At 72.1% G+C, this 26,175-nt stretch carries 23 protein-coding genes; 16 read left to right on the top strand and 7 right to left on the bottom strand.

Features of this window, described 5'->3' with window-relative positions; genetic code table 11:
* Positions 1–10 precede the first annotated feature (10 nt).
* From AB0L65_RS36930 to AB0L65_RS36920, 3 genes are all read left to right on the top strand, one after another.
* On the top strand, positions 11–637 hold the full coding sequence (locus AB0L65_RS36930) for a sulfotransferase family protein (protein WP_364255228.1): 627 nt from the start codon (positions 11–13) through the stop codon (positions 635–637).
* 14 nt (positions 638–651) lie between these two features.
* Positions 652–1,407, top strand: a complete 756-nt coding sequence (locus AB0L65_RS36925) for a class I SAM-dependent methyltransferase (RefSeq protein ID WP_364255225.1) — start codon at positions 652–654, stop codon at positions 1,405–1,407.
* A gap of 214 nt (positions 1,408–1,621) precedes the next feature.
* Positions 1,622–3,208, top strand: coding sequence for an FAD-dependent oxidoreductase (locus AB0L65_RS36920; protein WP_364255222.1), 1,587 nt, complete (start codon positions 1,622–1,624; stop codon positions 3,206–3,208).
* Here AB0L65_RS36920 and AB0L65_RS36915 read toward each other — a convergent pair whose 3' ends face one another.
* The 4 genes from AB0L65_RS36915 to AB0L65_RS36900 form a co-directional block, all read right to left on the bottom strand.
* On the bottom strand, positions 3,209–3,961 hold the full coding sequence (locus tag AB0L65_RS36915; RefSeq protein ID WP_364255219.1) for an SDR family NAD(P)-dependent oxidoreductase: 753 nt from the start codon (positions 3,959–3,961) through the stop codon (positions 3,209–3,211). It abuts the gene before it with no gap.
* Between the two features lie 183 nt (positions 3,962–4,144).
* The gene (locus AB0L65_RS36910; protein WP_364255216.1) at positions 4,145–5,401 is read right to left on the bottom strand and encodes a four-carbon acid sugar kinase family protein; all 1,257 of its coding nucleotides are present in this window, start codon (positions 5,399–5,401) and stop codon (positions 4,145–4,147) included.
* 22 nt (positions 5,402–5,423) lie between these two features.
* Entirely contained in the window at positions 5,424–6,671 is a 1,248-nt protein-coding gene (locus AB0L65_RS36905) for a RuBisCO large subunit C-terminal-like domain-containing protein (RefSeq protein WP_364255213.1), read from the bottom strand.
* Positions 6,668–7,315: an aspartate/glutamate racemase family protein gene (locus AB0L65_RS36900; protein ID WP_364255210.1), complete on the bottom strand. Its 648-nt coding sequence runs from the start codon at positions 7,313–7,315 to the stop codon at positions 6,668–6,670. Before AB0L65_RS36900 ends, AB0L65_RS36905 begins: the two co-directional genes overlap by 4 nt.
* An 83-nt stretch (positions 7,316–7,398) precedes the next feature.
* On the opposite strand from AB0L65_RS36900, the gene AB0L65_RS36895 reads away from it, so the two are divergent.
* From AB0L65_RS36895 to AB0L65_RS36870, 6 genes are read left to right on the top strand one after another with little or no spacing between them, the layout of a single operon-like run.
* Positions 7,399–8,109 (top strand): FadR/GntR family transcriptional regulator, encoded by a 711-nt coding sequence (locus AB0L65_RS36895; protein WP_364255207.1) that lies wholly within the window; start codon positions 7,399–7,401, stop codon positions 8,107–8,109.
* A 26-nt stretch (positions 8,110–8,135) separates the two neighbouring features.
* Positions 8,136–8,900: an enoyl-CoA hydratase/isomerase family protein gene (locus AB0L65_RS36890; RefSeq protein WP_364255204.1), complete on the top strand. Its 765-nt coding sequence runs from the start codon at positions 8,136–8,138 to the stop codon at positions 8,898–8,900.
* Complete coding sequence (locus AB0L65_RS36885; protein WP_364255201.1) at positions 8,900–10,090, top strand: CoA transferase; 1,191 nt, start codon at positions 8,900–8,902, stop codon at positions 10,088–10,090. Before AB0L65_RS36890 ends, AB0L65_RS36885 begins: the two co-directional genes overlap by 1 nt.
* Entirely contained in the window at positions 10,078–11,094 is a 1,017-nt protein-coding gene (locus tag AB0L65_RS36880; RefSeq protein WP_364255198.1) for a hypothetical protein, read from the top strand. The genes AB0L65_RS36885 and AB0L65_RS36880 overlap by 13 nt, the downstream gene beginning before the upstream one ends.
* A complete protein-coding gene (locus AB0L65_RS36875; RefSeq protein ID WP_363966678.1) occupies positions 11,091–11,789 on the top strand; it encodes an SDR family oxidoreductase in 699 nt (232 codons plus the stop codon). The genes AB0L65_RS36880 and AB0L65_RS36875 overlap by 4 nt, the downstream gene beginning before the upstream one ends.
* Positions 11,786–12,826 carry an aldose 1-epimerase family protein gene (locus AB0L65_RS36870; protein ID WP_364255195.1) on the top strand — a complete coding sequence of 347 codons (1,041 nt, stop codon included), beginning with the start codon at positions 11,786–11,788 and terminating at the stop codon, positions 12,824–12,826. Before AB0L65_RS36875 ends, AB0L65_RS36870 begins: the two co-directional genes overlap by 4 nt.
* Here the strand turns inward: AB0L65_RS36870 and AB0L65_RS36865 are convergent.
* Positions 12,823–13,653, bottom strand: a complete 831-nt coding sequence (locus AB0L65_RS36865) for an amidohydrolase family protein (protein WP_364255192.1) — start codon at positions 13,651–13,653, stop codon at positions 12,823–12,825. The two genes, AB0L65_RS36870 and AB0L65_RS36865, sit on opposite strands and share 4 nt — an antisense overlap.
* A 3-nt stretch (positions 13,654–13,656) precedes the next feature.
* Positions 13,657–14,535, bottom strand: a complete 879-nt coding sequence (locus AB0L65_RS36860; protein WP_364255189.1) for an aldo/keto reductase — start codon at positions 14,533–14,535, stop codon at positions 13,657–13,659.
* 191 nt (positions 14,536–14,726) lie between these two features.
* Here AB0L65_RS36860 and AB0L65_RS36855 point away from each other — a divergent pair, with 191 nt between their 5' ends.
* Positions 14,727–17,129 (top strand): glycoside hydrolase N-terminal domain-containing protein, encoded by a 2,403-nt coding sequence (locus AB0L65_RS36855; RefSeq protein WP_364255186.1) that lies wholly within the window; start codon positions 14,727–14,729, stop codon positions 17,127–17,129.
* Between the two features lie 80 nt (positions 17,130–17,209).
* On the opposite strand, the gene AB0L65_RS36850 is transcribed toward AB0L65_RS36855, so the two are convergent.
* Positions 17,210–18,298: an FCD domain-containing protein gene (locus AB0L65_RS36850; RefSeq protein WP_364255183.1), complete on the bottom strand. Its 1,089-nt coding sequence runs from the start codon at positions 18,296–18,298 to the stop codon at positions 17,210–17,212.
* A gap of 161 nt (positions 18,299–18,459) precedes the next feature.
* Between AB0L65_RS36850 and AB0L65_RS36845 the strand changes: the two genes are divergently transcribed.
* From AB0L65_RS36845 to AB0L65_RS36820, 6 genes are read left to right on the top strand one after another with little or no spacing between them, the layout of a single operon-like run.
* Entirely contained in the window at positions 18,460–19,731 is a 1,272-nt protein-coding gene (locus tag AB0L65_RS36845) for an extracellular solute-binding protein (protein WP_364255180.1), read from the top strand.
* A complete protein-coding gene (locus tag AB0L65_RS36840; RefSeq protein WP_364255177.1) occupies positions 19,728–20,660 on the top strand; it encodes a sugar ABC transporter permease in 933 nt (310 codons plus the stop codon). The genes AB0L65_RS36845 and AB0L65_RS36840 overlap by 4 nt, the downstream gene beginning before the upstream one ends.
* Positions 20,661–20,692: 32 nt before the next feature.
* Positions 20,693–21,463, top strand: coding sequence for a carbohydrate ABC transporter permease (locus tag AB0L65_RS36835; protein ID WP_363966690.1), 771 nt, complete (start codon positions 20,693–20,695; stop codon positions 21,461–21,463).
* Between the two features lie 2 nt (positions 21,464–21,465).
* Entirely contained in the window at positions 21,466–23,400 is a 1,935-nt protein-coding gene (locus AB0L65_RS36830; RefSeq protein ID WP_364255174.1) for a hypothetical protein, read from the top strand.
* Positions 23,401–23,408: 8 nt separating this feature from the next.
* Positions 23,409–24,176, top strand: a complete 768-nt coding sequence (locus AB0L65_RS36825; protein ID WP_363966693.1) for a hypothetical protein — start codon at positions 23,409–23,411, stop codon at positions 24,174–24,176.
* Entirely contained in the window at positions 24,173–25,987 is a 1,815-nt protein-coding gene (locus AB0L65_RS36820) for a right-handed parallel beta-helix repeat-containing protein (RefSeq protein ID WP_364255171.1), read from the top strand. The genes AB0L65_RS36825 and AB0L65_RS36820 overlap by 4 nt, the downstream gene beginning before the upstream one ends.
* Positions 25,988–26,175: the final 188 nt, after the last annotated feature.

The following is a 26,175-nucleotide window of genomic DNA, read 5'->3' as shown; positions in this document are numbered from 1 at the left end:
GGAGGTTTACGTGCTGAAGGTCGTCGGAGCCTCGTTCGGGCGGACCGGGACCTCTTCGGTCCGATTAGCGCTGGAGACCCTCGGATTCGGCCCCTGCCATTACATGAAAGAGCTTTTCGCCGCCCCCGAGCATGCCCGGGAATGGCTCCGGGTGGCCGACGGCGGAAAACCCGACTGGAAACAACTGCTCGATGGTTTCAGCTCGACGATCGCCTGGCCGGCGGCATTCTACTGGCGGGACCTGGCAGCCGCCTTTCCCGAGGCGAAGGTCCTGCTGATCGTGCGGGATCCGGCTTCGTGGTACGCCAGCATGAGCCGCACCCTGTACCGCACCAGGCCCGCCGGCCAGGAGACGGCCGTCCGGGACCAGGTCATCGAGAAGATCGTCTGGCAGGGGACGTTCTCCGGGCGGTTCGAGGACCGCGACCACGCCATGGACGTCTACCGGGCCCATCTGGACAAGGTTCGCGCGGACGTGCCGCCCGGACGGCTCGTCGAGGTCGAGCCGTCGCATGGCTGGGAGCCGCTCTGCGCTGCCCTGGGAGTCGACGTGCCGGACATGCCCTTCCCCGTGGCGAACACCACTGGCGACTATCTGCGCCGCGCCGAGCAGGCCGGGGTGCTCCCGCCACGATGAAAAAGGACAGGTAAGTGGCGCTCACCGTTTCATCCACCGCCGACCCGTACGGAGTGGTGGCAGCGCATTGGGACCACCTGCACGTGGGCCCGCGATCAGCCGCCCTGGTCTCCTTCTTCGCCGACCTGGCCCCGCCCGGCGGGCACGCGCTGGAGATCGGCCCGGGTACCGGCCGGATGACCCTGGCGGTGGCCGGGCGCGCGGCGGGCGTGCACTGCCTGGAGCCCTCCCCCGGGATGCGGGCGGTGCTCATGACCAAGCTGGCCGCGCGGCCGGACCTGCGGGACCGGGTGACCGTGCTGGCCGGCGCCGCGCCGGACTTCCCTCTCGACCGGCGCTTCGACTACGTCTACCTGGCCGCCGTGCTGCAGGACGTGCCGCCGCAGGCGCGCCGGCCGCTCTTCGCCGGCCTGGCCGAGCACCTCGCGCCGGGTGGCGTGCTGGCCATGGACATGCTGACGGACGAGGCCGTACCCGACCATCCCGAGCGTGAGCTGCGCGGCGCGCACCAGGGAGAGTGCCGCTACACCCTGTCGTCGGCCGTCCGGCCGCTCGGCCCCGACCTGGCCGGGGTGCGGCGCGTCTACCGCACCTACCACCGCGACACCCTGGTGGCCACCGAGACCGTGGAATGCGACTACCACCTCCATCGGCCCGCCGACGTGCTCGCCGACCTGCGCGCGGCCGGCCTGACCGCCGTGGGCGGCTCGGCCGTCGCCGGCGAGGTGACCCCGCTCGATGACAAGGGCACGCTGATCGCCCGGCTCTGAGCTCGAGGCCCCCCGTGGACGTCCCGCGGCCACCTGCCAGGTTGCCGGGCGCCGTTCGGGCCTCGGAACCGTCCGCCGGACCTCGGCGGACGGCAGCGGCGAGTCAAGGAGGTGCGCCATGCGGTACTGGTACTGATCACTCACACCGTGGCCTGATCCTGCGTGATCAGGCCACGGCCTGGCCCGGGCAACGACACGAACGGGGGGTCATCCGATGCTCCAGTCCCACGACACCGAGGTGCTGGTCGTCGGGGGCGGCCTGACCGGGTTGTCCTGTGCGCTGTTCCTGGCCCGGCACGGCGTACGGTGCACGCTCGTCGAGCGCCACCCCGACCTGCTGAGCCACCCCAGGCAGCGGAGCCTGGTCCCGCGCCTCATGGAGATCTACCGGCAGGTCGGTCTGGAGTCCCGGATCCGGGAGAACCGGGTGGATTTCGCGAGCTCCGCGGAATACGTGGCCATCCGCGCGGAGACGCTGGCCGACGCCCGGCACCTCCCCGTGGACCAGCAGGACGACGCCGCGCGAACCGCCGCCTTCAGCCCCTGCTCGGGCACGCCCATCGATCAGAACCGGGTGGAGGATCTGCTGCGGACCCGGGCGCGCGAGCTCGGCGCGCGGATCAGGTTCGGCACCGAGGTACGCGGCCTCACCCAGCACGAGGGCGGGGTGGAGGCGCACCTGCGCGATCTCGACGGCACCGGGCATCGGCTCCTGGCCCGATATGTCGTCGCGGCCGACGGCGGGCGCAGCTCGGTCCGGGACGGGCTCGGCATCCCGATGGAGGGGCCGGTCGACTTCTTCCGCCTGCTGACGCTCATGGTCGAGGCCGACCTCCGCCCCGCGCTGGCCGGGCGTACCGTGCACATGGCCTTCCTCGAACGGCCCCGGCCGAGGACGTACCTGATGGCGCTGGACCGGACCGGACAGCGGTGGGTCTTCGGCACCACGGACGATCCGGACGGCGCCGAGCCGGACGAGGACGAATGCGTCGAGCTGGTACGCGCCGCCGCCGGCCTGCCGGAGGCGCGGGTGACGCTCCGGCCGCAGATACCCGGCACCGCCAGGACCGTCCTGCGCTTCGAGGTCGGCGCGGCCGTGGCGGCCGCCTATCGGAAGGGGCGGGTGTTCCTGATCGGCGACGCGGCGCACCTGATGCCGCCGACCGGGGGATTCGGCGGTGTCGTGGGCGTGGAGGACGCGCACAACCTGGCCTGGAAGCTGGCCGCCGTCGTCCACGGTCACGCCGGGGAGCGGCTGCTCGACACGTACGAGGACGAGCGCCGCCCGGTCGCGGAGTTCGCTCTGCGGCAGGCGCTCGCGCGCTACCGGTCCCGCCTGGAACGGCTGCCCGCGACCGATGAGGTGCCGGTGGACCGCTCGACCGTGATGATGGGACACCGCTACCGGTCGACGGCGGTGATCGGCGGCGCGAGCGAGGCGACCGCGCCGGTGGAGGTCTCCGGCCTGTGCGGAGAGCCCGGCACCAGGGCTCCGCACCTCCCCCTCGCCGGCTCCGGCGAGCGATCCACCATCGACCTGTACGGTGACCGTTTCGTCCTGCTGACCGGCCACGACGGCCAGGGCTGGGTGACGGCGGCGGGCAAGCTGCCCATGCCGGTGACCGCCCGGCGGCTGGAGACCGACGGCGCGGCGGCTCGGCACGGCCTCGGGCCGAGAGGGGCGATGCTGGTGCGACCGGACGGGTTCGTGGCCTGGCGAAGCCCGGGACCGGCCGCGGACCCTACCGCGGAACTGCTCGCCACGCTCACCACCATCTTGTCCGCGCCGCCCCCGGGGTAGTCACGGCATCCATTTGCCGCCCGCGACGTCGATCGTGAGCCCGGTGAGCCAGGACGAGGCGTCGGAGGCGAGGAAGGCCGTCACGTTCGCGACATCGAGCGGGGTGCCGAGCCGCCCGAGCGGGTGCTCGGCCAGCATGCGCTCCTGGTACTCCTGCGGCATGCGCTCCGCCAGCCGGTCCGTCATGATCGTCGAAGGCGCGATCGAGTTGACCCGGATGCCCGTGGGGCCGAGCTCGTGCGCCAGTTGCCTGGTCAGCGCGATGATCCCGGCCTTGGCCACCGTGTAGGCCACGGAGGCGGAGGTCGCGGTGCGGGCCGCCAGCGACGACATCGTGATGATGGACCCGCTGCGCCGCTCTCTCATGCGCGGCAGGAAGCCCTTGATCACCAGGAACGTCGAGGTGAGGTTGGCGTGCATGGTGGCGTGCCAGTCCTCCTCGCTCGTCTGGTCGATCGGCCGCGGGACCCCGGTCCCGCCACCGGCGAAGATCGCCAGCACGTCCACGGGTCCGATCCTGCGCTCGACCTCCACCCGCATCTCCTCGACGGCGGCGAAGTCGGTGGTGTCGGCGGCGACGCCGAGCGCCCCGCCGCCGATGCTCTTCACGGCCGCCTCGATCGCGCCGGGGTCGCGCCCGTTCACGACGACCCGCATGCCCTGCTCGGCCAGCACCCGGGCGGTCTCCCGCCCGATCCCCCCGGAGCCGCCGGTGACCAGCGCTACCTTGCCCTGCAGATCCGGATACATCATGACTTCCACTCCCTCGCCTACTCGCGGCCGTCTCTCCGAACTCCACGGTGCCCTGCGCGGGGGGCTCAGGACATCAGGTGCTGGGCTCGTCCCGGACTGCGCCGTGAGGAGTGCACCGCGTACGCCGTCCATACTCCCGAAGTCGTACGCCGGAGACGACCGACACGACGGCACGCCCGTCGGTCAAGGTGGCGGCGTGCCGGCGGCGGCGCGGAGGAAGTAGTCGTCCCCGCCCACCTGGCCGCCCTTCAGCGCGACCTCGAGCCCGTCGCAGGCCGGGTCGCCGGAGGACAGCACGCACACGGGGCCACCCGCCGCCGGCGCGGCGACCACGTCCAGAGAGCGGGCGCCGAGCGCGGCCACGACCTGGCCCGAGGTGTCGCCGCCCGCCACCACCAGCCGCCCGACCAGCCCGGCCCGGACGGCCACCGAGGCGATCCGCCCGAGGAGGTCCCCGATGGCCGCGGGGTCCCGGGCCGGGCCGCGGGTCGACTGGACGATCGTGTGGCGCCCCTCCCCCAGGCTCTCCGCCACCTCGGCGAGGAGCCCCGCGAAGGAGCCTGTCGCGCCTCGAAGCCCGCTGGCGGCGTCCAGCACGCGCCATCCCGCCCGTTCGGCGGCGTCGATCTGACGGGCGGTGATCGGAGAGCGGCTGCCCGACACGACCAGCACGGGGGTGGCGGGGCCGAGCGGCTCGGGCTCCCGCCGCCGCCCCGCACCGGCCGCCGCCACGTGGGCGGAGGCGAGGGCGTGGCTCAGGCCGCCGGAGCCGACGCAGTACAGCGGCCCGCCCCGGCTCCCCGCGTCGGCGAGCAGGAGGCGGCCGAGCGCGCGGACGTGCTCCTCTGTCTGGGCGTCCGCCACGAAGGCCGCGTCCTCCCCCAGCGCCCGGTACGCCTCCTCCGACGGCGCGGGCGACGCGGGCAGCCAGCCGACCCGCCCCGCGCCCTGCTCCGCCAGGCGGATCCGGAGGTCCGACTCCGAGGCGGGGGTGACCGGGTGGTCGCGCATCGGCGGGTAGCGGTCGAGCCGGTGGACCTCGGCGCCCGAGCGTACGAAGTGGTTCGCGAACCACGTGTAACGCCCCAGCTCCGGCTGGGCGGCGAGCACCGGGACCGGGCCCCGCGCCAGCCCTTCACGGTGGAGGGCCGCGATGACCGCCCCGATGCTCCCGTGCGCGGGCGAGGAGTCGAACGTCGAGCAGACCTTGTACTGGATGACCAGCGGCCGCAGCGCCGCCACGGCCTTGAGCACGGGCAGCACCACCGGCACCGGGTCCGCGGACGCCCGGGCGGTGGTGGCGATCCCGATGACGTCGTACGCGTCGTGCAGGCTGCCGGCGTCGGTGACCAGGGAGCCGGTCAACCCCAACCGCCTGAACTGCCACAACGCGTCGGTCGCCCCCGTGAAGTCGTCCGCGACGAAGGCGAACGACGTCACGGCCGGCTCACCCCTTTCCGTGTCACTTCCGGATCACCCCGCCGAAGTGCTTCAGCGCCGCGCGCAGCTCCGGCTCGTCCACGTCGTCCAGCGGCACGCCCGCCACGGAGGCCGCCCAGGCCTGGCGCATGCTGGTGATCCCCGCGGCCGGACCGTCCGGGTGGCCGAGCACGCCGCCCCCGGCCAGCACCAGCAGGTCGGTGGTCCCCGTACGGTCCAGGGCGACGGGCGCGGTGCCGGCCCACTGGGCGGACGACAGCACCGGCAGGCAGGGGAAGCCGCCGAGCAGCGGCTCCCGGACCGCCGCCACCGTGGCGGCGACCTCGTCGTCCGTGACGTAGAACTTGCTGTGGAACCCGCCGCAGTGCAGCTGGTCGACCCCGGCCAGCCGGGCCAGCTTCTGGTACGCCACGTGCCCCATCCCGAGCCCCGGGTGGCGGGCCAGCGCCCCAATGCCGGTGACGTGGCCGTGGATCGGCACCCTGGCGTGCCGGCGCAGCATGGCGACGGCCGGGAGGCCGACGACGTTGAGGTTGACCATCACGCAGGTGCCGCCGGCGGCCACCACCAGGTCGTGGTTGCGCAGCATCCGGTCGGGCTCGTCGCTGATGTTGAAGGCGTACATCGGCCGCCGCCCGGTCCGCCGCTCCACCTCGTCGAGGGCGGCCGTCACCGCGCGGATCCGCTCGGGGAGCGGGGCGGGCGGGCAGTCGGCGTTCACCTCGTCGTCCTTGATGAAGTCGGCGCCGGCCAGGCCGAGCTCGCGTACCAGGTCCACGTAGTCGGCGGGGCGCAGCCCGACGTTCGGCTTGACGATGGTGCCGATCAGCACGCCTTCGGGACGGGCGACCAGCCGCCGGGTGCCCTCGACGGCGAACCCCGCCGGCAGGTACGCCGCCCCGAAGGCGTCGGGCAGCTCCAGGTCCACCAGCTTGAGCCCGGCCAGCTCGCGCAGCTCGTAGAGGTTGCCCGCGACCACCGGGAGCAGGTTCGTGAGCGAGGGACCGGTGTTCGCCAGCGGGAAGCCGATCCTGACCAGGGCCGCCGTCAGAGGCCCGTCCCCGATCGCGCCCGGCAGGGGCTCGGAGCCGGGCGGGGTCTCCGTGATGGACAGCACCACGGCGCTGTGGCGGGCGCGTAACTCGTCGGTCTCGCCGCGCACGCTGACGAAGGTGCCGGTGCTCTGCTCCCCCGCGATCGCGCTCACGGCCTGCTCCAGCGGGAGGCGGGTGAGCACCCGGTACGTCGCGACCGTGAGCTCGCCGCTCACAGCACGGCCGCCAGGTGCTCCATGGCGAGCGGCGGGCTAACGAGGATCGGGACCGGGGCCTCGACCGTACCGGCCACGCGGGCCATCGACGCCTGGGCCAGCACGATCACGTCCACCTCCGCGGCCAGCGCGGCCAGCGCCCCGGCCACCCGCGCGTCGTGCGTGGCGGCGTCCCCACCCATCAGCGCCTCGAACGCCCCCTCGCACACCCTGGCCGTCAGCGAGACCTCCTTGTCCGAGGCCGCCGCTCGACGGCGTACCAGGTCGGCGGTGGGGTCGAGGGTGGTGGACAGGGTGGCGAGCACGCCGATCCGGCGGCCGAGGGCGACGGCGCGGTCGGCCATCGGCCGGTCCACCCTGGTCACCGGCACGCCCGTCAGCGGCTCGGCGGCCTCCACGGCGGCGCCGATCGACGAGCACGTCACCAGGATGTGGTCGGCCCCGGCCGCCTCCGCGGAGCCGATGTGGCCGGCCACGCGACGGGCGGTCCCCGGGGTGAGCCGACCGGCGGCGATGGTGTTCTTGATCAGGCTGTCGTCGACGATGTTGAAGGTCTCGACTCCCGGCAGGTGCTCGGCGCACAGCTTGGCGAACACGTCGACCAGGGTCGCGGAGGTGTGGATCAGTCCCAGCCTCTTCGTCATGAGCCTCACTTCATCCGATGAAATGTCATCTTCATCGGATGAAATGCTATGAAAAATCTGGCGGGAGCGGTAGCGTCCGGAGCGTGGCAATCGATCCCAAGCGGGACAGGCACGCCCAGGTGGTCCAGGCCCTCGGCCCTCGCATCGTCACGGGCGAGCTCGCTCCCGGCACGTCCATCCCCATCGAGGAGGACCTGGTGGGCGAGCTGGGCATCGGCCGCTCCGCGGTCCGGGAGGGCGTGAAGGTCCTGGCCGGCAAGGGCCTGCTGGAGACCAGGCGGAGCGCGGGCACCAGGGTGCGCCCGCGCGAGTCCTGGAACCTGCTCGACCCCGACGTCCTGAGCTGGCGGTTCGAGCCCGAGCCGCGCCCCCGGGACATCCAGATGCTGGCCGACCTGCGGGTCGCGCTGGAGCCGGGCGCCGCCAGGGTGGCGGCCGAGCGGGCGGACGCGGTCGCGGTGCGGCGCATCGACGAGGCCCTGGCCGCGCTGTACGCCACAGTCGACGACCCCGAACCCTTCATCGAGGCCGACCTGGCCTTCCACAAGGCGGTGTTCGCCGCGGCGGACAACGACCTGCTGCTCTACATCTACGACATGATCAGCATCGCCCTGCGCTCCGTACGGCAGGTGCACACCCGTTCGGTCGCGCACAACAAGGAAACGCTGCCCGGCCACGAGCGCGTGGCGCTGGCGATCAGGCGACGGCACCACCGCAAGGCCGAGGAGGCCATGCGCGAGGTGGTCGAGGTCGCCCGCGCCGACGCCGAGCAGCACGTACGCCTCTGCTGCTAGCTATCTCCAGCAAGAAAGAGCTGACTTTGGACGTCCTCATCGACGTGGACGGCCCCGTGGCCGTCGTCACCCTCAACAGACCCGCCAAGCTCAACGCGATCACCCCTGACATGGCCGCCGCGCTGCGTGCCTGCCTGGGCCGGGTGGACGCCGACCCCGCCATCCGGGTCGCGGTGCTCACGGGCGCGGGCGAGCGCTCGTTCTGCGTCGGCAGCGACATCCGCGAGCTGGACGAGTACGCCACGCCGTGGGAGTTCCGCAACCGCGGCGACTACGGCGACGCGGTCCGCGCCCTGCGCAAGCCGATCATCGCGGCCGTCAACGGCTACGCCTACGGCGGCGGCCTGGAGCTGGCCATGGCCTGCGACATCCGCCTGGCGGCCGAGACGGCGACGTTCGCCGCGCCGGAGGTCAAGCTCGGCTGGATCGGCGGCAGCGGCCAGTCGGCGCTGCTGGCCCACTCCGTCGGGCCCGGCAACGCCGCCACGATGCTGCTCACCGGCGACCCCATAGACGCCGCCCGTGCTCAGAGCTGGGGGCTGGTCACCGACGTGTTCCCGCAGGAGAAGCTGGTGCCGGCGGCTCTCGAACTGGCCGCGACGATCGCCAGGCGGCCGCCGATCGCCGCGCAGACCGCCAAGGCCAACCTCAAGGCGGCCTACTCGATGCCGCTCGACCAGGCCATCCAGTACGAGCGCGACCTGCAGACCGTCTGCTTCGCCACGCAGGACGCGGCCGAGGGCCGCGCCGCCTTCGCCGAGCGCCGCGAGCCCGTCTTCGAGGGGCGCTGATGGGCGTCCTGGACGGCTACCGCGTGGTCGACCTGTCCATCGCCATGGCGGGCCCGCTGGCCGCCATGCGGCTGGGCGACCTGGGCGCGGACGTGGTCAAGGTGGAGCCGGTGACCGGCGAGTGGCAGCGGCACGCCCCGGCGGGCGGGGCGACGGGGAACCAGGTGAACGCCTCGTTCCTGTCCCTCAACCGCAACAAGCGCAGCCTCGCCGTCAACCTCAAGTCCGACGAGGGCCGCGCCATCGTGCACAAGCTGGCCGCGACGGCGGACGTGTTCCTGCAGAACTACCGCGCCGGCGTGGCCGAGCGGCTCGGCATGGACTACGACACGATCCGCGCCATCAATCCGAGCATCGTGTACGTCTCCATGTCCGGGTACGGCGAGACGGGCCCGTACGTGTCGAGACCCGGCCAGGACCTGCTCCTGCAGGCCATGAGCGGCGCCATGCTGAGCACCGGCCGCGACGGCGACCCGCCCGCGCCCGCCGGCACGTACGCCATCGACGCCATCACCGCCTACAGCGCCTTCGAGGGCGCGCTGGCCGCGCTGCTGCACCGCGAGCGGACCGGCGAGGGCCAGCGGGTGAGCGTCAACATGCTGGACGCGGCCGTCGCCGTGCAGATGCAGGAGCTGTCGATCTTCACGGTCGGCGGCGTGCCGCAGCGGCGCGGGCACGAGCCGCACGGCCACACCTACATCCGCGCGCCGTACGGGGTGTTCGCCACCAAGGACGGCTACCTCGCGCTCGGGATGCCCCGGCTGGACGCGCTCGCGGTCGCCCTCGACCTGCCGGAGCTGGCCGCCATGGACGGCGACGCCGACGGTCACACCAGGCGCGACGAGATCACCGCGATGGTCGCCGGGCGGCTGCCGGAGCGGACGACGGCCGAGTGGCTGGAGATCTGCGCCCGCCACGACCTGTGGGCGGGCCCGGTGTACGGGTACGCGGAGCTGGTGGCGGACCCGCAGGTCAAGCACAACGGCTCGTTCGTCACGTACGAGCACCGCACCGAGGGCACGGTCACCACGCCCGGCTTCCCCTACGGCTTCAGCGCCACCCCGCCGCGGGTGCGCCGGGGCGCGCCGCTGGTCGGCGAGCACACGAGGGAGCTGCTGGAGGAGCTCGGCTACCCGCCGGACCGCACGGCCGAGCTGGTGGCGGAGGGCGTGCTGGCATGCGAGGACTGACCTGGGACCATCCCCGGGGGTACGCGCCGCTGGACGAGCTGACCCGGCTCGACCTGGCCGGGGACAACCCCTACGGGGACGTGCCGGAGCCGATCGAGTGGGACCGGCAGCCCCTGGAGGGGTTCGAGTCGGAGCCGATCGCGAAGCTGTGCGAGACGTACGACGTGCTCGTGATCGACCATCCCGGGCTGGGCGCGGCCATGGACGCGCTGGTGCCGATGGACGAGCTGTTCGACGAACCGGTGGAGACGCGGTTCGTCGGCAGGAGCTACGAGAGCTACCACCTGGAGGGCCGCCAGTGGGCGCTGCCGCTCGACGCGGCCACCCAGGTGAGCGCGGCCGGGCCCGGCGTCGAGGTGCCGAGGACGTGGCCGGAGATGGCGGAGTTCGCGCGGGAGGCGCGGATGGCGTTGTGCCTGGGCGGGCCGCACGCGTTCCTCATGTTCTGCGCGCTGTGCTCGGGCGACTTCCTCGACGAGGCGGCCGGGGCGCGGGCGCTGGAGCTCATGTCGGAGCTGCTCGCGCGGTCCGACCGCGACGTGTCGCTGCTCAACCCGATCGGCGTGCTCGACACCATGACGGCCGGCGGGGCCGACTTCTGCCCCCTTCTGTACGGCTACGTGACCTACCCTCTGACCTTCTCGGACGCACCCGCCTGGCCGGGCGAGCCGCCCGGGAGCGTGCTCGGCGGCACCGGGCTCGTGGTCTCCAGGCGGCGCATCGGCTCGATCCGCGAGGCCGTCCGCGCCCACCTGCGCCGCCTGGTGTCGGAGCCCGTCCAGACGGAGCTGTTCCCGGCCACCGGCGGGCAGCCCGCGGCCCGCTCGGCCTGGCAGGGCGACCGCACGCTCGCCACCCTGGAGGCCGCCTGGATCAGGCCGCGCTTCCCCGGCTACATCGCCCTGCAGGAGCGGTCGTCCGCGCTGGTCCGCGACGGGCTGCTCGCCCGCGTCCGGCCCCGCGACCTGCTCCGCGACCTGCACAAGGAATGGAGGCAGACATGACCACGGCGCTCGTGACAGGCGCCGCCGGAGCGCTCGGCAGGGCGATCGTGCGCCGGCTGGCCGCCGACGGCCACCAGGTGGCGGCGCTCGACCTCGACGCCGGTTCCCTCGAAGGCGCGCTCAACCTCAAGGTGGACCTGCGCGACCCGGCCGCGATCGAGTCCGCGTTCGCCGAGACGGCCGCGCGGCTCGGCCCGGTCGGCATCCTCGTCAACAACGCGGCGATCTACCCCGCCAGGCCGTTCCTGGAGGTGCCGCTGGCCGAGTACGAGGACGTGCACGCGGTCAACCAGCGGGCCTACTGGCTGGCCGCCCAGCACGCGGCCGGGCAGATGACCTCGGGCGGCGCGATCGTCAACATCGCCTCGATCACCATGCACGGCGGCTGGTCCGACCTGGCCGCGTACGTGGCCACCAAGGGCGCGGCGGCGGCGCTGACCAGGGCGCTGGCCCGCGAGCTCGGGCCGCGGGAGATCCGGGTCAACTGCGTCTCGCCGGGCGCGTTCCCGACGGCGGCCGAGGAGATCCACGAGGACCCCGAGGCGTACAACCGGTTCGTCCTGGAGCGGCAGTCGCTCCAGCGGCGTGGCACGCCCGACGAACTGGCGGCCGTGGTGTCGTTCCTCGCGGGCCCGGACGCGTCGTTCGTCACGGGCCAGACCATCGAAGTCAACGGAGGGTGGGTGATGGCATGACGCCGGACCGCAGGCGGCTGGCCGAGCTGACCGGGGACCTGAGCGCGGCCGGCGGGGTCCGGCTGGTGACGCTCGGGGACGGGGTCGAGCGGGGCATCCGGACGCTGGAGTTCCGCACCGGCTCGGGGCTGGCGTTCGACGTGCTGGTGGACAGGTGCATGGACATCGGGCACGCCGAGCACGCCGGGCGCTCGTTCGGCTGGCGCTCCCCCACCGGCTTCCGCCACCCCGGGCTGCACGAGAACGCCGACGAGGACGGGCTGTCCTGGCTGCGCTCGTTCTCCGGGCTCATCGTCACGGCCGGGCTCGACCACACGCTGTTCGGGGGCGAGGTGCCCGCCGGCACCTACCGCTACCCGCCCCGGAAGTCGGTGCGGCACGGGCTGCACGGCCGCGCCGGCAACCTCCCGGCCCGGCTCACCGGGTACGGCGAGCGCTGGGACGGCGACCGCTGCGTGCTGTGGGCCGAGGGCGAGGTGCGCCAGGCCGCGGTGTTCGCCGAGAACCTGCGCCTGGTCCGCCGCATCGAGGCCGACCTGGGCGGCGACGAGATCAGGCTCGTCGACACCGTCACCAACGCCGGGTTCGAGCCGGCGCCGCACATGTTCCTCTACCACATCAACCTGGGCTGGCCGCTGCTCGACGAGGGCGCCCGGCTGGAGGCCGACATCCGCGAGACGCTCTGGCAGAGCGACAGCGTGGCCGAGCAGAAGGCCGACCACGTGACCTTCCCGGGGCCGGCGCCGGGGTTCGTGGAGCAGGTGTACGAGCACGCGCTCAACCCCGGCGCGGACGGGCTGCACCGGGTGGCGGTGGCCAACGACCGGCTCGGGATGAAGGTCACCGTGGAGTGGCGGGCGGAGGAGTTCCCGTACTTCTTCGAGTGGCTGAACCTGCGCTCGGGCAACTACGCGGTCGGCCTGGAGCCGTCCACCCACCACGTGTCGGGCGACGCGGCGGCGCGGGAGGACGGCAGCATGATCTGGCTGGGCCCGCAGGAGTCGCGGACGTATCAGACGACCTTCCGCGTCTCCTAGTGCAGCCGGTACGCGCGGCGGGCGGTGCCGGCGAAGACCTCGGCCCGCTCGCCTTCCGACAACCCGGCGCACAGGTCGTCCGCGGCCTGTGCGACCTGGTCGTACCCGGCCGCGAGCAGGCAGACCGGCCAGTCGGAGCCGAACATCACCCGCTCGGGCCCGAACGCCTCCAGGACGGTCTCGGCGTACGGCCGCAGGTCGGCCACCTGCCAGGACGCCCAGTCGGCCTCGGTGACCATGCCGGACAGCTTGCAGTAGACGTTCGGGCGGGCGGCCAGCTCCAGGATCCGGCCGCGCCACGGCTCCAGCTCACCGGTGGCGATCGGCGGCTTGGACAGGTGGTCGAGCACGAACGTGAGCTCGGGCATGGCCGTCACGGTGTCGACGGCGGCCGGGAGCTGGTGCGGCAGCGTGAGCAGGTCGTACGCCAGCCCGGCGGCGGCCACCGCGGCGAGCCCGCGGCGCACGTCGGGCCGGGTGAGCCAGTCGGGGTCCGGCTCGGACTGGACGCCGTGGCGGACGCCCACCAGCCCGGCCGGCAGGCCCGCCAGGGTGTCGGCGGCGTCGGGCGCGGTCAGGTCGATCCAGCCGACGACGCCCGCGACCAGGTCGGACTCGGCGGCCAGCGCCAGGAACTCGCGCGTCTCGGCCAGCTCGGGCAGCACCTGCACCAGCACGGTCGCGGTCACTCCGGCCGCGGCCGCGGGCCCGGCGAGGTCGTCGAGGGTGAAGGTGCGCCGGATGGGCGCCATCGGCTCGGGGTCGAGCCAGCCGTGCGGGCGGGCGGCGAGGTCCCAGATGTGGTGGTGGGCGTCGATACGGGTCATGCTTCAGTCCAACTCGGTCCAGAGGGCTTCGGGAATCGGGGTGGCGGCCAGGGCGAGGTCCTCGGCCACCTCCTCGGGGCTGCGGGCGCCGACCACGATGCCGGTCACGGCCGGATGGCGCAACGGGAACTGGAGCGCGGCCGCCGCGAGCGGCACGTCGTACGCGGCGCAGCGCTCGGCCAGGCCGCGCGCCCGCTTCAGCACGGGCTCGGGCGCCGGGGCGTAGTCGTAGTACGCGCCGGGCCCCGGGTCGGCCAGGATGCCGCCGTTGAACACCCCCGCGACCAGCACGCCGGTGCCGCGCTCGGCGCACAGCGGGAGCAGCTCGTCGGCCGCCGTGCGGTCGAGCAGGCTGTAGCGGCCGGCCACCATCACGCAGTCGACGTCGGTCTCCCGCACGAACTTGACCAGCATCTCGGCCTGCGTCATGCCGACGCCGACCGCCCGCACCCCGCCCTGCTCGCGCAGCCGCGCGAGCGCCGGGTAGGCGTGCCGCACGGCCTCCTCCCAGTGGTCGTCGGGGTCGTGGATGAGCAGGATGTCGAACGCGTCGAGCCCGGAGCGTTCGAGGCTGGCGGCGAGCGAGGCGTAGACGCCCTCCACGGTGTAGTCGCGCCTGGCGGGGCCGAGCAGCGCGCCGACCTTGCTGGACACCGTCGCCTCGGACCGGTCGACGCCCGCGAGGAAGCTTCCCAGCCTCCGCTCGGCCAGGCCGGAGCCGTAGCGGGGGGCGGTGTCGAAGTAGCGGACGCCCGCGGACCAGGCGGCGTCGAGCGTGGCGGCGGCCTGCTCGTCGCCGACCGCGGTGTAGAGCCCGGCCAGGGGCGCGGTGCCGAGGCCGATCCGGGATACGCCGACGCCGCTGCGTCCGAGCTGCTCCATGATCGGCAACCTAGCAGAGATCCCATCTTTCGACTAGATCTGCGGGAGGTATGGACATCAGATGACTCCTTCGCGTAAAGATACATCCTACGTTCACCGCGCTTGTGGCGTCCCTGTGAGTGGCTGCTGAGCCGGACAGGTCGTACGCATCCATGCGCTCCCCTCCACCGTGTTCTGGAACAGGAGTGACGGTGTCCAACGACGGCTACACACGACGAGGCGTACTCAAGACCGGCTTAGGCGCCGCGGCCGGGTCCCTGCTCGTGACCACCCCCGCGCACGCCTCCACGGCCGCCGGCCCGCTCAAGCTCTGGTACGACCGCCCGGCGGCGGCCTGGCTGGAGGCGCTGCCTATCGGGTGCGGGCGGCTCGGGGCCATGGTCTTCGGCGGCGTGGCCACCGAGCGCCTGCAGCTCAACGAGGACAGCATCTGGGCCGGCGGGCCACACGACTACGACAACCCCGAGGCGCTGGCCGCGCTCCCCGAGATCAGGCGGCTGGTCTGGGAGGACAAGTGGCAGGCCGCCCAGAACCTGGCGGACAAGAAGTTCCTCGGCAAGCCCAGCGAGCAGGCGCCGTACCAGGTGCTGGGCGACCTCACGCTGACCTTCCCGGGCGCGGCGGAGTTCACGGAGTACCGCCGCGAGCTGGACCTGTCCAGGGCCGTCACCACGGTCACGTACGTGCGCGACGGCGTGCGCCACACGCGCGAGGTCTTCGCCAGCAACCCGGACCAGGTCGTCGTCGTCCGACACACGGCCGACAAGCCCGGCGCGGTGACGTTCCAGGCGGCCTTCACCAGCCCGCAGGCGTCCTCCACCTCCTCCGCCGGCCGCGACTCCATCGCCCTGGACGGGGTCAGCGCCGACACGCAGGGCCTGAAGGGCGAGGTCCGCTTCCGGGCCCTGGCCAGGGCGGAGGCCCGCGGCGGCGCGGTCCGCACCGACGGCGGCACGCTGATCGTCGAGGGGGCGGACGAGGTCACGCTGCTGATCTCCATGGGCTCCAGCTACCGCAGCTACAAGGACGTCGGCGGCGACCCGGCCGAGGTGGCGGGCCGGCATCTCACGCGTGCGTGCGGGCAGCCGTACGAGGTGCTGAAGCGCAAGCACGTACGGGACTACCAGCGGCTCTTCGGGCGGCTCGAGATCGACCTGGGCACCTCGGAGGCCGCCGCGCTCCCCACCGACCAGCGGATCGCGCGCAAGCAGCTCGACACCGACCCGGGGCTGGCCGCCCTGTACTACCAGTTCGGGCGCTACCTGCTGATCTCCTCCTCCCGCTCGCCCGGCTACGCCGCCAACCTGCAGGGCATCTGGAACGACTCGCTCACGCCCGCGTGGGAGTCGAAGTACACGATCAACATCAACTGCGAGATGAACTACTGGCCCGCCGCGCCCGCGAACCTGGTCGAGTGCATGGACCCGCTGTTCGACCTGATCAAGGACCTGGCGGAGACGGGGGCGAAGACCGCCGCGGCGCAGTACGGCGCTAAGGGCTGGGTGGCGCACCACAACACCGACGGCTGGCGCGGGACGGCGCCCGTGGACTTCGCCTTCTACGGCGTGTGGCCCAGCGGCGGGGCGTGGCTGTGCCTGATGCTCTGGGAGCACTACCTCTACACGGGGGACGAGCGGCGCCTGCGCGAGCACTTCCCGCTGATCAAGGGGTCGGTGGAGTTCTTCCTGGACACGCTGCAGACCGATCCCCGGAGCGGCTACCTGGTGACGAACCCGTCGCACTCCCCGGAGGTCGGGCACCACGAGGACGGCGGCGAGAACGTCAGCATCTGCGCCGGGCCCACCATGGACATGCAGATCCTGCGGGACCTGTTCGGGGCCTTCTCGGAGGCGTCGGAGATTCTCGAGGTCGAGGCGGACATGCGCGCCAAGGCCGCCGACGCCCGGTCGAAACTCGTCCCCAACCAGATCGGGCACCTGGGGCAGATCCAGGAGTGGCAGGAGGACTACCGGGGGGACGCGGCGCTCTCGCGCAGCCGCCACATCTCGCACCTGTGGGGCCTCTTCCCCGGCCACCAGATCGACCCGCGCCTGTCGCCCGACCTGGCCGCCGCCGCCCGGCGCACCCTGGAGCTGCGCGGCGAGGCGGGGGCGGGGTGGTCGCTCGCCTGGAAGATCAACTTCTGGGCGCGGCTGCTGGACGCTCCCGAGGCGTACAAGCGGCTGTCGAACCTGCTGCTGCCCGCCCGTACGGCGCCGAACATGTTCGACCTGCATCCGCCGTTCCAGATCGACGGCAACTTCGGCGGGACGTCGGGGATCACGGAGATGCTGCTGCAGAGCCACGGGGACCAGGTGCACCTGCTGCCCGCCCTGCCCGCCGCCTGGCCGGCCGGGTCGATCCGGGGCTTCCGGGCGCGGGGCGGCTTCGAGGTGAACCTGTCGTGGAGCGCGGGCGCGCTGACCGGGGGGCGGATCCGCTCGGACCTGGGCCGCGAACTCACCCTCCGGACTGCCGCGCCGGTGACGGTGACGTCGGGCGGGCGCCCGGTCACGGTCTCCCGCCCGGAGCCGAACGTCGTCGTCCTCGACACCCGCCGAGGCACCACCTACGACCTCACCCCGTCCCCCTGACCCCCGCCGCCCGCCCCGCCCGGGCAAGCGCCCTGCCTGGGCGCCGGGCTCCACCGCACCCCGTCCGGACGCGGTGCCGCTCAGACGGTGGCGGTGGGCGGGGGTGGGGAGGTGCGGGTGCGGGGGCGGGTGCGGGAGGCTTCGCCGCGGGCGTGGGCGGCGAAGAGGCGGGCCGCCTCGTCCGGGTCACCCGACGCCAGGGCCGCCACCAGGTCGTCGTGGTGGCCCGCCATGGCCGTCCAGTCACCGTCGTACAGCGGGTTGCCCACCACGTGCAGGCTCCACAGGTTCGACTCGATGGTCCGCCACAGCCGCAGCAGGAACGAGTTGCCGCACGCCGCGCAGACCCGCCGGTGGAAGGCCAGGTCGGCGTCGCGGAAGGCGCCGATGTCCCCGTCCTGGGCGGCCTGCCGCATGGCCAGCACGTCGGCCGAGAGCTCCCGCAGGGTGTCGGCCTGGATGCGGGCGGCGGCGCCCCGTGCGGCATACTCCTCCAGCAGCACCCTGATGTCACGGACCTCCCGGGCCTGCTCGTCCGAGATCTCCGCGACGTAGCTCCCCCGGTTGGGATAGGAGATGACCAGCCCCTCGTGCGCCAACCGCTTGATCGCCTCACGCGCCGGGGCCTGGCTGGTGCCGACCCGGCGGGCGATCTCCGCTTCCACCAGCCGCTGCCCCGCCACCAGCTCCCCCGAGACGATCCACCCGCGCAGCAGCGCGTAGACGCGGTCGGACAGGAGCTCCCTGGGCAGCAGCCGGGCCGCGGGCGGCGCGATCTGCTGCTCCTGCCAGATCCGGGCCACCGTCGACTGCGACAGCCCGAGCTGGCGCGCCATCGTACGGGTCGAGGGCACGGCCGTGCCGCCGGCCGCGGCGGCGATCACACGCTCGGCCTCCTGCCGCTCCGCGGTGCGCGGGCGGCCGGGCCGGGGCGCGTCCGCCAGCCCGTCGAGCCCGCGCTCCACGAAGCGGGCCCGCCATTTGGCCACCGTCGCCGGGCTCACGTCGAGCCGGTCGGCGATCTCCTTGCGCGGCAGCCCGTCCGCGCAGGCGAGCACGATCCGGCTGCGCAACCCCAGCCCCCCGGAGGACCCTTCGGCCCACTCGCGCAGCGCGGAGCGCTCCTCCTCGCCCAGCACCAGCCGCTTGTCGTCATCGCGTCCAGCCACGACCCCACCTTAACGTATTTATGACTCAGTCATCCGCTGGAAACTTATTTGTAGCACCACATAGCCCCTTGACGGGGCCATGTGACCAACGTATTAAATAATCGCTAATCGAGTATCGACCCATTAAAAGGCGTCGCAGATCTCGCCCCCTTGGAGGTGCGATGCGTTCCCCCCATCCATTCCTCGCCCCCACAGCCCTCAGCTGCCTGCTCCTGCTCACCGGCTGCGGCGGGGGTGGCTTCGCCGGCGACTCGCAGGCCAAGCAGGGCGAGGGCGGCCAGATCACCGTGCGCATGCTGGTCAACATCACCCCGAACCTCACCCAGGCGTACTGGGACGGCCTGGTCAAGCCGTTCGAGCAGGCCAATCCCGGCGTCGACGTCAAGGTCGAGGCGCCGACCGGCAAGGGCGTGGCCGACACGCTGCCGCAGCAGCTCGCGGCGGGCAACGCGCCCGACGTGGTCGAGACGCTGACGGCGGACGAGACGCTCTCCAAGCAGATGCTCGACCTGACCGACCAGCCGTGGGCGAAGGACACGCCGCTGGCCAAGGAGGCGAGCCTGGGCGGCAAGATCTACACGGTCGGCGTCGGCGTGCAGGCGCAGTCGCTGGTCTTCTACAACAAGAGCGCGTTCGACAAGGCCGGGATCGACAAGCCGCCGGCCACGCTCGACGAGTTCGACGCCGCCATGGGCAAGCTCAAGACGGCCGGGTGGCTGCCGCTGCAGACCGGCGGCGAGTTCCTGACCGGGCTCCAGCTGCTGCAGTTCTCCGGCCCGTCGCGCGCCCAGCTCCACCCCACCTGGCAGCAGGACGTCAAGGCGGACAAGCTCAAGGCCGGCGAGTCGCTGCTGCCCTACCTGGAGCGCTACCGCACCTGGATCGACAAGGGCTACGTCGACAAGAACGCCCTGGGCACGAAGTACGCCGACGCCGAGACCGCGTTCCTGTCCGGCAAGGCCGCCATGTACGTGATGGGCAGCTGGTTCACCGCCGCCGAGGCCAAGTCCACGAAGGACTTCGAGGTCGGCGTCTTCCCGGCCCCGGTCGACAAGGGCCAGGCGTACCCGGGTCCGCAGGGCGCCACGATGGCGGCCCCGTACATGATCCTCAAGTCCACCCCGAACAAGGACGCGGCCCTCAAGCTCGTGCAGTGGCTCGTCACCGACCAGGCGGCGGTCAAGAGCCAGCTCAAGCAGGACGGCAACTTCCGGGCCGGCGTGGAGCGCGAGTTCACCCCGCTGGAGAAGCAGGTGCAGCAGATCCTCGACAGCGCCCCCTCCGGCGTCCCGCAGGGTGAGGGGTACGGCGACGCGACCCTCCCCAAGGGCTTCAACGCCGCGTGGAACACCGAGGTCCAGGGCCTGTACGTGGGCAAGTCGCCCAAGGAAGTGGCCGAAGGCGTGGACCGCTGGCTGGCCGGCCGCAAATGACGCTCACCCGGGAAGCGCCCCCAGCCATCCCCGAAGCCCCAGCCCTTCCGAAGACCAGGCGCGGTGACGGGTGGGCCACCACGATCATGGTCGCCCCCGCCACCGTCCTCTACACCGTGATGCTGATCGTCCCGGTCGGCCTGGCGCTCTACCTGAGCCTCACCGACTGGGACGGCTTCAGCGCCGACCCCGCCTTCGTCGGCGCCGCCAACTATCTCGACCTCCTCGACGACCCCGAGCTGCGCCGCGCCGCCCTCGTCACCCTGCTGGTCGCCGCCGCCGGCACGGCCGGGCTCAACCTGCTCGGCCTCGGCTTCGCCCTCCTGGTGAACGGCGCCTCGAAGGCGAACACGTTCTTCAGGATCGTTCTGTTCTATCCGCACGTGCTCAGCGCCCTCGTGGTCGGCTTCCTCTGGTCGGCGATCCTCGGCACCAACGGCGCGGTCAACAACCTGGTGACGAAGTGGGGCGGCGAGGTGCTGCCGTTCCTGTCGGACCCGGCGTGGGCCACGGTCACCATGATCGGGGTGCTGGTGTGGGCCGGGTTCGGGGTCAACGTGGTGCTCTACCTGGCGGGGCTGCAGGCCGTGCCGCACTCCCTGATCGAGGCGGCGCGCATCGACGGCGCGACGCGCTGGCAGGTGTTCAGGAACGTGACGCTCCCGGCGCTCGGCCCGTCCGTGACGGTCAACATCGTGCTGTCGCTGGTGACGCTGCTCAAGACGTACGACCTGGTGGTGTCGCTGACGGCGGGCGGCCCGGCCGGGCAGACGCAGACCGTCGCCTACCTCATCCTGTGGAACTCCTTCCACGACGCCCGCCTCGGCTTCGGCTCCGCGCAGTCGGTGCTGCTCATGCTGGTGACGGCGGCGCTGGCGTTCGTGGTGACCAAGCTGCGCAGGCGCGGGGAACTGGCGGTCCACCAGTGAGAAGGACGTTTCTCTGGGCGACCGTCGCCTTCATGCTCATCCCCCTGTACGTGCTGACCGTCAACGCGTTCAAGGGCCAGCAGGACATCCTGGCCGACCCGTTCGGCCTGGGGGGTCTCACGCTGGAGCCGCTGGGCAGGGCGCTGACGAACCCGCAGTTCAACGTGGTCAAGGGGTACGCGGTCACGCTGCTGTTCGTGGTGGCGGTCAACGTGCTGTCGGTGGTGCTGGCCGCGCCGGCCGCGTACGTGATCGCGCGCAGCCCGAAGCGCCGCTTCCGGATGCTGATGCTGTTCTTCCTGGCCGGGACGTTCATCCCGGGCCAGGTGCTGGTCATCCCCGTCGTGTACGTGCTCAAGACCCTCGGCCTGATGGGCACCATCCGGGGGTTCGTGCTGTTCGAAACCGTGTTAACGCTACCGTTCTCGATCTTCCTGTACGCCGGCTACATCGCCACCATCCCGGCCGTGCTCGACCAGGCGGCGGCCGTGGACGGGGCGGGCAGGCTGCGTACGTTCTGGCAGATCGTCTTCCCGCTGATGAGGCCCGCGGTCGCCACGATGGTCATCCTCAACACCTTCTCGGTGTGGAACGACTTCGTGAACCCGCAGATCATCCTGGGCCCCGGCAGCGGCCTCTACACCGTGACCACCGGCGTCTACGCGGCCGTCAGCCAGTACTCCACCGACTACACGGTGGTCTTCCCGACGCTGCTGCTGGCCATCGCCCCGCTGCTGGTCTTCTTCGTCTTCATGCAACGGCACATCATCAGCGGCCTGACCGCCGGAGCAACGAAAGGGTGAAGATGCGGACAGTATCTCCGGGACCCGCGAACGGTCCCTCTGTCACGGCGACCGTCCCGCTCGGCGTGCCACCGGTCTGGGCGGTGCTCGAGCGCAGGCTGTTCGACGCCCTCGACGAGGCCTGGCGGGCCTTCGCCGCCCGCTACTGCGGCCCCGACGGGCGGCTCGTCTACCACGGACCGGCCGCCGACCGGGACGGCGCCGACGACTTCTACGAGGCGTTCTTCAACTGGCCCACGCTCTACCAGCTGGGCGGGGCCGACGACCTGCTGGACGCCTCGAAGCACCACTGGGAGGGCGTGACCGCGCAGCTCACCGAGCTGGGCTACCTGGTGGACGAGTTCGAGCGCGGCTATGACTGGTTCCACCAGGGCGAGTCGCTGCTGCTGTTCTACGGCATCTGCGCCGCCGACCCGCGCGACGAGCGCTTCCGCGAGCGCGCCCGCCGCTTCGCCGACCTTTACCTGCCCGGCTCCGCCAACTACGACGCCGAGCACGACATCATCCGCGCCCCGCACAACGGCGCCGGCGGCCCCCGCTACGGCCTGCAGTGGGAGTGGGCCTCCTACCACACCGACCTGATCAGCATGCGGCCGTACGGCCTGCCGCTGCGCGACCTGCCGGGCATCGCGGAGTGGGCGGACCTGGGCGACCCGAGCAACGCCGCCCGCATGGGCGCCGCCATGAACGAGCGCCTCGGCCGCGGCGACGTGGCCGTCAACCTGGCCGCGACCAGCCTGGCCGTCAACGCCTGGCTGTACGACGGCGACGACCGCTACCGCGACTGGGCCCTGCGCTACATCGGCGCCTGGGAGCGCCGGGCCGCGGCCAACGGCGGGATCCTGCCCGACAACGTGGGCCTGTCCGGCGAGGTCGGCGAGCTGCACGGCGGCCGCTGGTACGGCGGCACCTACGGCTGGCAGTGGCCGCACGGCCTCTACAGCGTCGGCGCCGCCGCCGCGATCGCCGCCGTCAACGCCCACCTGCTGACCGGCGACGAAGCCGCGCTCGCCATCGGCCGCGACCCCCTGGAGATCGTGTACGACCAGGCCGTCCAGGCCGGCGTGACCGAGACGGAGATGAGCACCAGCGACCGCTGGCTGGCCGAGCTGGGCGACGAGGCCGGCAAGCCCACCATGCTGGTGCCGAACCGGCACGACGACGGTGGCTGGTTCGACTTCCAGCCGCCGCAGCTCGGCCTGCCCGTCTGGCTCTGGTACACCTCGCTCGGACGGCAGGACGCCGATCGGCTCGACCGGCTGAGAGCCGCCTCCGGATACGACTGGGCCACGGTGCGCCCGTTCCGGAACAAGGAGGAGGCCGGGCACGAGGCGCCCTGGCTGGAGTTCCTGCGCGGCGCCAACCCCGGCTTCCCCGAGGCCATGCTGTCGACCGCGCTCGGGCAGGTGCAGCGCCGGATGGCGCTCATCGACGCCGACCACGAGGACCTGTCCGCCATCCACGTGCACCACTGGCAGCGGCTCAACCCCGTGCTCACCGAGGCGCTGCTGCAGCTCGTCACCGGCACCCCGCAGGTGCTCTACAACGGCGGGCTGCTGCCCACCCGGCTGGCCTACTTCGACGCCGACCGCCACCGCCCGGGGCTGCCCCGGGACGTGGCCGCGCTGGTCGACTCGGTACGCCCCGACGGCACCCGCGTCGAGCTGGTCAACCTCGGCCTCACCCACACCCGCAGGGTCGTGCTCCAGGCGGGCGCGTTCGGCGAGCACCGCATCGACCGCGCGGTCGTCACCCGGGGGGACGAGGACTACCCCGGTGACCCGCGCGCCTACACCACTCCCCCGATCACCGAGTCCGAGCGGGAGGTGACGGTGGACGGGCCGCGCCTCGTCGTCGAGCTGCCGCCCGGCCGCCGCATCCGGCTCGACCTGCACACGACCGCGCGCGTCCGCACGCCGTCACACCAGTACCACTGAGGAGTTACATGGACGACGCCATCTGGGATCTGCCTGTTCGCGGGCAGCTGCCCGCCGGACCCGACCCCGTCCTCGTGGAGGGGCTGAAGCGGATCAGCTCGGCCACCGCCTGCGCCAAGCTGCACGCCCAGGGCATCCGGCGGACCTTCATCGAGGGACCGCGTCCCATCGCCCAGGGGCAGAAGATCGCCGGGCGGGTCCGCACGCTGCAGTTCATGCCGCAGCGCGAGGACATCGCCTCCGGGCTCGGCCAGGAGTACGTCGAGCGGCACACCGCGCTGTGGGCCGTGCTGGAGACGATCGAGCCGGGCGACGTGCTGCTCGTGCAGGCGTACGGCAGCGCGTACACCGGCTGCTTCGGCGACATGCTGGTGCGTTACTTCAAGCGCAAGGGCGGCGCGGGCATCGTCGTGGACGGCCGGATCCGGGACCTGCCCCGGGTGAGCGGCATCGGGCTGCCGCTCTGGACGACGGGCGCGACCCCTCATTACGCCTCGCAGGCGGAGCTGTTCCCGTGGGCGTACGACGTGCCGGTGGCCGTGGGCGGGGCGCTCGCGCTGCCCGGCGACCTGTGCGTGGCCGACGACGACGGCGCCGTGGTCGTGCCGCGCCGGCGCGCCACGTCGGTGCTCGAAGCCGCCGCCGACCACGAGCAGTGGGAGCGCTACAGCCGCGCCCGCATCGAGGAGGGCGGGGCGCTTTCTGACTACTACCCACTCACCCCCGAGACCCGCGCCGAGTACGAGCGGTGGCGGGAAGTTAAGGAGAGCCAGTGATCCTCAGGTCCCTGGGCGCGGTCGTCTTACTCCTGGGCGGACTGACGACCCCGACCCCTGCGGCTGCCGCCAAGACGTGCGACTATTTCGTCTCCCCCTCAGGCGGCGACCGCGGCGACGGCAGCGCCCAGCGCCCGTGGAAATCCATCGAGCAGGCCCGCGACCAGCTCCGGGCCAAGAAGAAGTACCACCAGAACTGCGACATCGTGGTCAACCTCAAGACCGGTGACTACGTGGTCGACAAGACGATCACCTTCACCGAGGCCGACTCCGGCGAGAACGGCCACAAGATCATCTACCGCAGCGCCGACGGCCCCGGCAAGGCCAGGCTGCTCGGGGCCAGGCCACTGACCGGCTGGCAGAAGTACGACGACAACATCTACAAGACCAAGGTCGACCGGAACTTCTACACCCTCTTCGAGGACGGCAAGCGCGCCACCACCGCCCGCTACCCCAACAGGACCAGCGACGACCTCTGGTCGCCGTACCTGTTCTCGGTGTTGCCCGAGGCGGAGTACCAGGCCGTGCACAACTGGCTCTTCTTCGACCCCAAGGACGTCCCGAAGGAGTGGGACGCCGACTTCGACAAGAACGCCCAGATGGTCGTCTGGTCGGGCGGGTCGTGGAGCTGGTTCAGCGACACCGTGCCGCTGGGCGGGGCCGACTTCCGCAAGAACTTCTTCACGTTCAACCACGACACCCGCTTCAGCCTCGTCAACAGCCGCAGCGGCTCGCGTTACTTCCTGCAGAACACGCTGCGCTTCCTCGACCAGCCGGGCGAGTACTACTTCGACTTCGCCAACAGCGAGGTCTACTACTGGCCGAAGGGCTCGATCGACAAGGTCGTGGCGCCCACCGTCAAGACGCTCATCTCGCTGGCCGGGTCCTCGCCCGAGCGGCGGGTGCAGAACCTCGCCTTCGACGGGCTGGCGCTGCAGTACTCCGACTTCGTCGACTGGTACCGCTACGGGTGGAACGCTGCCGGCGACTCGGGCTACGAGCACAAGTACCCGATCTACGACCGGCAGATCGAGCTGCCGCGCAACCGGTTCGGCATGATCACCGTGACGAACTCCCGCGACATCGACCTGACCAGGCTGCACCTGTCCGACAGCGGGTTCACGGGCGTCTTCCTGCTCTTCGCCAACGAGCGCGTCAAGGTGACCGACAGCCTGCTGGACAACATCGGCGGCGACGGCATCAAGGTGGAGGGCGGGTATCCCGGCGAGGGCGACATCACCGGGCACCACACGTTCGCCAACAACTACATCTACCACGTCGGTGAGCTGGTGCCCGGCGACGCGGCCGGCATCGAGATGATGAACACCGGCAACAACGTGGTCAGCAACATCGTCGTCAAGCACAGCGCCCGCTACGGCATCAGCCTGGAGGTCCGCCCCGAGATCAAGAACGAGGACAACTACGCCCGCAACAACCGGTTCTCCTACATCCGCCTGGAGGAGACCGGCCTCGACAGCGGTGACATGGGCGCCTTCTACACCTACGGCGTGCACAACGTCGAACCGCACCCGATCGACAACTACGTCTCGCAGATGGTGATCGGCGACGTCATCAACGACCCCGCCGGGCAGATGCCGGACTCCGGCACGCGCGGCGTCCACATGGACGCGGGCGGCTGCGGGTTCTCGATCGAGAACGTCGAGGTGGGCAAGGTCAGCGACGACAAGTACCAGGCCTACAAGTGCAACGAGGTCAAGAACGCCAACTGGGCGGACGGCTTCGACACCTCGAAGATGGAGTACGACAAGATCGGTGTGACGAGGGCGTTCCCGTACCCGATCCCGAGCTAGACGCCATCGCGAGGGTCCGGCCCGGCCGGGCCCTCGCGCTCGCCCTCGCCCCTCGCCCTCGCCCCACCGCCGACCACCGCCCGACACCCACCGTCCACCGTCCGCCGTCCGACACCTGACGCCCGCCGTCGCATCGCGGCGGGGGCTGCCCGCTTGTCCGGCCTCCCAGCAGCCTGTTTCCGCGTCCG

This window comes from Nonomuraea sp. NPDC052116 (assembly GCF_040680035.1).
Taxonomy (GTDB): domain Bacteria; phylum Actinomycetota; class Actinomycetes; order Streptosporangiales; family Streptosporangiaceae; genus Nonomuraea; species Nonomuraea angiospora_A.
This window is presented reverse-complemented; position numbering and strand designations above follow the sequence as displayed.

Excerpts from the sequence above, each read along its gene's own strand:
- AB0L65_RS36920 (WP_364255222.1), top strand. The coding sequence starts at position 1,622 with ATGCTCCAGTCCCACGACACCGAGGTGCTGGTCGTCGGGGGCGGCCTG.
- AB0L65_RS36915 (WP_364255219.1), bottom strand. The coding sequence starts at position 3,961 with ATGATGTATCCGGATCTGCAGGGCAAGGTAGCGCTGGTCACCGGCGGC.
- AB0L65_RS36900 (WP_364255210.1), bottom strand. The coding sequence starts at position 7,315 with ATGACGAAGAGGCTGGGACTGATCCACACCTCCGCGACCCTGGTCGAC.
- AB0L65_RS36885 (WP_364255201.1), top strand. The coding sequence starts at position 8,900 with ATGGGCGTCCTGGACGGCTACCGCGTGGTCGACCTGTCCATCGCCATG.
- AB0L65_RS36880 (WP_364255198.1), top strand. The coding sequence starts at position 10,078 with ATGCGAGGACTGACCTGGGACCATCCCCGGGGGTACGCGCCGCTGGAC.
- AB0L65_RS36875 (WP_363966678.1), top strand. The coding sequence starts at position 11,091 with ATGACCACGGCGCTCGTGACAGGCGCCGCCGGAGCGCTCGGCAGGGCG.
- AB0L65_RS36870 (WP_364255195.1), top strand. The coding sequence starts at position 11,786 with ATGACGCCGGACCGCAGGCGGCTGGCCGAGCTGACCGGGGACCTGAGC.
- AB0L65_RS36865 (WP_364255192.1), bottom strand. The coding sequence starts at position 13,653 with ATGACCCGTATCGACGCCCACCACCACATCTGGGACCTCGCCGCCCGC.
- AB0L65_RS36860 (WP_364255189.1), bottom strand. The coding sequence starts at position 14,535 with ATGGAGCAGCTCGGACGCAGCGGCGTCGGCGTATCCCGGATCGGCCTC.
- AB0L65_RS36845 (WP_364255180.1), top strand. The coding sequence starts at position 18,460 with ATGCGTTCCCCCCATCCATTCCTCGCCCCCACAGCCCTCAGCTGCCTG.
- AB0L65_RS36840 (WP_364255177.1), top strand. The coding sequence starts at position 19,728 with ATGACGCTCACCCGGGAAGCGCCCCCAGCCATCCCCGAAGCCCCAGCC.
- AB0L65_RS36835 (WP_363966690.1), top strand. The coding sequence starts at position 20,693 with ATGCTCATCCCCCTGTACGTGCTGACCGTCAACGCGTTCAAGGGCCAG.
- AB0L65_RS36830 (WP_364255174.1), top strand. The coding sequence starts at position 21,466 with ATGCGGACAGTATCTCCGGGACCCGCGAACGGTCCCTCTGTCACGGCG.
- AB0L65_RS36825 (WP_363966693.1), top strand. The coding sequence starts at position 23,409 with ATGGACGACGCCATCTGGGATCTGCCTGTTCGCGGGCAGCTGCCCGCC.